Source organism: Streptomyces sp. NPDC055078 (assembly GCF_053607985.1).
Window position 1 is genome coordinate 1 of sequence record NZ_JBSGUP010000495.1, and the last position, 6,170, is coordinate 6,170.

The following is a 6,170-nucleotide window of genomic DNA, read 5'->3' on the forward strand; positions in this document are numbered from 1 at the left end:
GGCGTCGGGGTTCTCCCAGGGGATGAAGTGGCCGCCGTGGTCGTGGGCGTTGACGTTGACGTGATTGAACCAGCCGGCCCCCGGGCCGGCCTTGAACGCCCGGACGCGCTCGTCGGCGGTGTGGACGCCGGGCGGATTCTCGTATGTGACGAAGGTGAGGCCGACCGGGGCCCGTACGGCCGGGGTGCGGTCGTGGGCGGGGACCCAGGGGTAGCGGTTGGCGTTGGCGTAGTAGCGCATCGAGGTGGCGATGGCGTTGTTGACCCAGTAGATCGTGGCGTGGGTGAGCAGGTCGTCCCTGGTGAAGACGGACTCCACGTCACCGCCGTTGTCGCTCCAGGCGTTCCAGCGCTCCAGCAGCCAGGCGAGCAGTCCGGCGGGCGAGTCGCTCAGCCCGTGGGCCAGGGTGGCGCCGTCGAGCATATGCACGGCGAGGTGGGGCGCCCAGCGGTGGTCCAGCTCGATGATACGGGCGCGGACGCCGTCGCTCTGGTCGTCGGTGAGGGGCCGGTTCCGGGCGAAGTCCCAGGCGCGGGGGCCGGTGAAGAAGTCGAGCGGCAGCCCGGAGCCGATGTGGATGCCGTACAGCTCGTCGGCGTACTTGTGGCCGAGCTGGCTGGAGACGATCCCGCCGATGTCGCAGCCCCCGGCGGCGTACTTCTCGTATCCCAGGGTCTCGGTCATCAGGGTGTGCCAGAGGTCGGCGACCTTCCAGAAGTTGATGTCAGGAAAGCCGGTGAGCGGGCCGGGGAAACCGAACCCGGGCAGGGACGGCACGATGACGTCGAACGCGTCGGCGGGGTCACCGCCGAACGCGGCCGGGTCGGCGAGGGGGCCGATCACCTTCGACCAGTGCCAGAACGTCCACGGCCAGCCGTGGGTGAGGATCAGCGGGACCGGGCGCGGACCCCGGCCGGGCTTGCGCATGAAGTGCACCGGGACACCGGCGACGCTCACCCGGTAGTGCTCGTGGACGTTGATGGCCGCCTCGGCCTCGCGCCAGTCGTAGCCGTCCCGCCAGTAGGCGACCAGCTCACGGAGATAGCCGTCCGGGACCCCGTACGACCAGTCCTCGTTCCCTTCGTCCAGCGGCGGGCGCGTCAACGCGAGACGGGCGCGCAGGTCATCGAGGACCCCGTCGGACACCTGGATCGGGGTGGGCTCCAGGGGGAAGTCGTGCGGGGTGGTCATGGTGTGGTTCCTTACCGGGCCGAGGACCATGCCCGCGCGGCCCGAGCCCTGTCGTCTAGAGCACCAGTGACAGCACCACGGGCGCCGCCTTGCGGTTCAGCTTGTCGGCCGCCGCGCGCAGCCGGTGTGCGTGCTCGATGGGCAGGGAGAGCGCCAGGCAGCCCACCGCCGACCCCGCCGTCAGCGGGACCGCCGCGCAGACCGTGCCCACCGCGTACTCCTGGAGGTCGAGGATGGGGACCGTCGGCGGCTGGCTGTCCAGCTTGGAGAAGAGCAGCTTCTCGCTGGTGATCGTCCGCGAGGTGAAGCGGGTGATCTTGTGGCGGGCCAGATGGTCCCGGCGGTCGTTCCGGTCGAGCTGGGTGAGCAGGCACTTGCCGATCGCGCTGGCGTGCGCCGCGTACCGGAAGTCGACGTACTCATTGACCTTGGGAGCGCGCGGACTGTCCGCGTACTGCGTGATTCTGACCTCGCCGTCGATGTACCGGCTGAGGTAGACCGCCGCGCCCACCGAGTCGCGGATCTCCGTGAGCGTGTCATGGAGCTTGTCCTCCAGCGCCTGCTGGCGGGCCGCCCCGGAGCCCAGCAGCACCAGGGAGTCGCCGACCACATACGCGCCGTCCGCCAGCTGCTCCACATAGCCCTCGCGGCGCAGCATGGTGAGCATGGGAGCCAGATGGCCGGTCGGCAGACCTGTGTCGCGGGCGATCTGGACATCGGCGACGCCCCCGGCGTGCCTGGAGATCGTCTCCAGGACGCGCAATACGTACTGCACCGAGTGGAACGAGGCGGTCGGCTCCGGCTTCAGCGCCACGGTCTCCCCCTGCCAGGTCGTCACCGCAAGCTTCCGTACCACACGATAGCGGCCAAGGGTCGCCGGAGGGACGGCTGTTGGCGAGAATAGGGGCGCACGCGGGCCGCGCACGCTGGGGTGCATTCATACGGCATATGCCCAAGGCATGGTCCAGGCCGGTTGACCGTGCCCGTGGCGCTCCGGCGCACCGAGCCGGGTGCGAGCCGGCCGATCGGATCCAGCCGTCCGCCCACCCGTCCGCCCCGGCCACCCGTCCGCCCCGGCCACCCGTCCAGCCGTCCGCCCTGCCCAGCCGTCCAGCCGTCCGCCCCGGCCGGCCGCGAGCCCGGCGAGATCCCACGGACACGCCCTAGAGCACCGCGCTCAGGAACTCCCGGGTGCGCTCCTGCTCCGGCTCGCCGAAGATCTTGTCGGGGTGGCCGAACTCGATGACCTTGCCCTCGTCGAACATCATCACGCAGTCCGAGATGTCCCGGGCGAAGTTCATCTCGTGCGTCACACAGAGCATGGTGATGTCCGTGGTGGTCGCGATGTCGCGCAGCAGATCGAGCGCCCCGGCCACCAGCTCCGGGTCGAGCGCCGATGTGACCTCGTCCAGCAGCAGCACCTTGGGGCGCATCGCCAGCGCGCGGGCGATCGCCACCCGCTGCTGCTGACCGCCCGAGAGCTGGCTCGGATAGGCGTCACAGCGATCGCCCAGACCCACCAGGTCGAGCAGTTCGCGCCCCCGCTCGTCTGCCTCGTCCTGGGAGAGACCCAGCACATGCACGGGCGCCTCGGTGATGTTCCGCAGCACCTTCATATTGGGGAACAGGTTGAACTGCTGGAACACCATTCCGATGTTCTTGCGCACCTCGCGGATGTGCTTCTCGCTCGCCGGGACGAGCTTGCCGCCCCGCTCCTCGTGGTTCAGATAGCGGCCGTCGACCGTGATGGTGCCCTCGTCCGGCTTCATCAGCGTCATCAGCAGCCGCAGGATCGTCGTCTTGCCCGATCCGGACGGCCCGATGAGGGTCACATGTTTACGGGGGTAGACCTTGAAGTCCAGCGAGTCCAGGACGGTGTTGTCGCCGAACCGCTTGGTGACGTTGTCGAACCGGATCAGATCGGTCGGGGGCCCCTCAGGGGCCTTCGAAAGACTGCTGTCAGCGGACAAGGCGACGCTCCAGTGCTCGCATGAGAAGGGATGCCGGGTACGAGATGAGGATGAAGGCGATACCGACGACGGTGAACGCCTCCACCGTCAGGAAGGTCTGGGACGCGAACTGCCGTGCCTCGCCGAGCATCTCCATCACACCGATGACGAAGAGCATCGGCGTGTCCTTCAGCATCGCGATGACGTAGTTGCCGAGCGCCGGGGCGACCCGGCGGATCGCCTGCGGCAGGATCACCGCACCCCAGGTCCGGCGGCGCGGCAGGCTCAGCGCGGTCGCCGCCTCCCACTGCCCCTTCGGCACCCCGTCGATCCCGGCGCGATACACCTCGGAGGTGTACGTCGAGTAGTGCAGACCGAGCCCGACGACACCGGTCACCATCGCGGAGAGCGTCAGCCCCCACTCGGGCAGGACGTAGTAGAGGAAGAACAGCTGCACCAGCAGCGGGGTGTTGCGGATGAACTCGGTGACGACCGTCACCGGCCAGCGGACCACGGCGGGCCCGGAGCGCTGCGCCACCGCCCACACCAGACCGAGCGCGAACGCGAGCAGCGCGCCCAGCGCCAGGGCCTGGAGGGTGACCAGCAGACCGTCCCAGAACCGGGGCATGAAGTCCTCGACAGCGGACCAGTCCCACTCCATCAGCCCTCACCTCCGGTGGTGGTACGCGCGGCGGCGACCGGTTCGGCGGCGATCGGGGCGGCGGGCCGCGCCTTGCGCCGGAAGGGTGACGGGCGGGCGGCCGGGCGCTGCCCGATCCCCGCCTTCGCGTGGCGCTCCAGGGCCCGCATACCGCGCGTCAGCACAAAGGCGAGCACGAAGTACATGACCAGGATGACCGTGTAGACGGGTGCGCTCTGACCCGTCGCGTTGCGCACCAGCGCGGCCCCGAACGCGATGTCGGAGACACCCATGATGGAGACCAGCGCCGTGCCCTTCAGCAGCTCGATCAGCAGATTGTTGAAGGGCGGGATCATCTCGGGCCACGCCTGCGGCAGGATGATCTTCCGTAGCTGCTGGGCGGGGGTGAAGCTCAGGGCGATGCCCGCCTCCCGCTGCTCCCGGGCCACGGCGCTGACCGCGCCGCGTACCACCTCGGAGCCGTACGCGCCGTAGCCGAGCCCCAGCGCCAGTACGGCGGCCCACATGGGGACGAGCTGCCAGCCGAAGCCCAGCGGCAGCACAAAGAAGATCCAGAACATCAGGATGAGCGCCGAGGTGCCCCGGAAGATCTCGAAGTAGGCGCCCGCGATGAACCGGACGATCCACAGCCGGTGGGTGCGCGCCAGCCCGGAGACGAAGGCCAGGGCCCCGGCGAGGGCGGCGCTGTAGACGGTGAGCTGGACCGTGACCCATATACCGCTGAGCAGGAGTTCCCACAGACCCGCGCTGATTTCGCTCATGGGCCGCACTTCTCCTTGGCGGTGAGGGTGGTCATCTGGTCCTTCGTGAATCCGAAGGGCCGCATGATCTCCAGCAGCTCACCGCTTCGCTTCAGCTTGTGCAGCTCGCGGTTGAACGCGTCCCGGAGGATGGTCTCCGGGCTGCGGAAGGCGAAGGCGCCGACGTCGATGACCGGTTTCCCGTCCACGTAGGGGGTGACCTCCTCGGTGGCCTCCGCCTTGGTGGTCTCCGTCTCGCGGACCACGTTGCGCACGGTGACGGCGGTGCCGACGAAGACATCGACCCGCCCCTGTTCGACGGCGAGCAGTCCCGCCAACTGGTCGGGCAGGGTCGTGATCTTCTTGACCCCGGCCTCCTTGGCGTAGTCGATCTCGGCGTAGCCGACGCCGGTCGCCATCTTCGCGCCGGTCTTCGCGATGTCCTTGTAGGTGCGGAGGTTCTTCGGGTTCCCCTTGCGCACGATGAACGCGTCGAGCATCTGGTACTCGGGGTCCGCGAAGATGACCTGCTCACAGCGGACCGGGTTGATGTACATCCCGGCCGCGACACAGTCGAACTGCAGCGAGTTCAGCCCGGCGATCAGCGAACCGAACTCGGTGGGGAACGGCTGGACGTTCTCCACCCCGAGTTCCTTGAAGATCCGCCGGGCGATGGCCGGCGCGGAGCCGGTCATCTTGCCGTCCTTGCCGATATAGCTGTAGGGCTGCTCACCCGCCAGCCCCAGCCGTACGGTCCCCTTCGCGCGCAGCGAGTCCAGCAACTGCCCGCCGTCCCCGGTATCGGCGGTCGCCACCCTGCTGCATGCGCTGGTCGCAGCGACGGCGCCGGCCGCTCCCAGAGCGGCGGCCCCGGCGAGCAGTGAGCGCCGCCGCAGGCCGCGGTGCGGGACCTGGTCGGTCGTCTGTCTTCTTCTCCCCTGTGATGGAGCCATGGTCGCGCGGCTACCCCGAAGACAACCGGGTATGCGGATGAATTCCAGCCCAAGAATGTCCACACGGGCCCGTACGGGCCCCGCACCCCGACGGTCCACCCGACGACGTACGGAGTACCCATGGCCGACGACCCGACCGACCGCTTCGTGGAGGTTTCGCTGGCACGGCGCGATGTCCGCTGCACCGCCCGGCTGCTGACCGAGAAGGCCCCGCTGACCTGCGCCGCCGTCTGGGAGGCGCTGCCGCTGGGCGGGGATGTCTATCACGCCAAGTACGCACGCAACGAGATCTACACCCTCCTGCCCGCCTTCGCCGGGCAGGAGCCCCCGTTGGAGAACCCGACCGTAACTCCCATCCCGGGTGATCTGTGTTATTTCACCTTTTCGGCCGTACAGCTGGGCACGGCGTCCTACGGCTACGGCGACCGGGCCGCCCACCGGGGCCGCGCCACCGTCGTCGACCTCGCCCTGTTCTACGAGCGCAACAATCTGCTGATCAACGGCGACACCGGCTGGGTGCCGGGGATCGTCTGGGGCACGGTGGTCGACGGCCTCGACCGGATGGCCGACGCCTGCCAGGACCTCTGGCGGTCGGGCGCGCTGGGGGAGAGCCTCACCTTCCGGCGGGCGTAGGCCGTTTCTGACAGCTCTCGCGCCGGGCGCGCGGGCCCGGGCC

The 6,170-nt window shown here is 69.2% G+C and carries 7 protein-coding genes; 1 reads left to right on the plus strand and 6 read right to left on the minus strand.

Features of this window, described 5'->3' with window-relative positions:
• From ACWF94_RS30230 to ehuB, 6 genes are all read right to left on the minus strand, one after another.
• Nucleotides 1-1,191 (minus strand): epoxide hydrolase family protein (locus ACWF94_RS30230; RefSeq protein WP_453495489.1); only part of this gene is annotated, 1,191 nt, incomplete at its 3' end.
• 55 nt (nucleotides 1,192-1,246) lie between these two features.
• Nucleotides 1,247-2,005, minus strand: a complete 759-nt coding sequence (locus tag ACWF94_RS30235) for an IclR family transcriptional regulator (RefSeq protein WP_453495507.1) — start codon at nucleotides 2,003-2,005, stop codon at nucleotides 1,247-1,249.
• 349 nt (nucleotides 2,006-2,354) lie between these two features.
• Nucleotides 2,355-3,161 carry an ectoine/hydroxyectoine ABC transporter ATP-binding protein EhuA gene (gene ehuA / locus ACWF94_RS30240; RefSeq protein WP_453495492.1) on the minus strand — a complete coding sequence of 269 codons (807 nt, stop codon included), beginning with the start codon at nucleotides 3,159-3,161 and terminating at the stop codon, nucleotides 2,355-2,357.
• The gene (ehuD, locus tag ACWF94_RS30245; protein WP_453495495.1) at nucleotides 3,151-3,801 is read right to left on the minus strand and encodes an ectoine/hydroxyectoine ABC transporter permease subunit EhuD; all 651 of its coding nucleotides are present in this window, start codon (nucleotides 3,799-3,801) and stop codon (nucleotides 3,151-3,153) included. Before ehuD ends, ehuA begins: the two co-directional genes overlap by 11 nt.
• Complete coding sequence (ehuC, locus tag ACWF94_RS30250) at nucleotides 3,801-4,562, minus strand: ectoine/hydroxyectoine ABC transporter permease subunit EhuC (protein WP_453495498.1); 762 nt, start codon at nucleotides 4,560-4,562, stop codon at nucleotides 3,801-3,803. Before ehuC ends, ehuD begins: the two co-directional genes overlap by 1 nt.
• Entirely contained in the window at nucleotides 4,559-5,494 is a 936-nt protein-coding gene (gene ehuB, locus ACWF94_RS30255; protein ID WP_453495501.1) for an ectoine/hydroxyectoine ABC transporter substrate-binding protein EhuB, read from the minus strand. The genes ehuC and ehuB overlap by 4 nt, the downstream gene beginning before the upstream one ends.
• A 120-nt stretch (nucleotides 5,495-5,614) precedes the next feature.
• Between ehuB and ACWF94_RS30260 the strand changes: the two genes are divergently transcribed.
• Entirely contained in the window at nucleotides 5,615-6,127 is a 513-nt protein-coding gene (locus ACWF94_RS30260) for a DUF3830 family protein (protein WP_453495504.1), read from the plus strand.
• The last annotated feature ends 43 nt before the right edge of the window (nucleotides 6,128-6,170 follow it).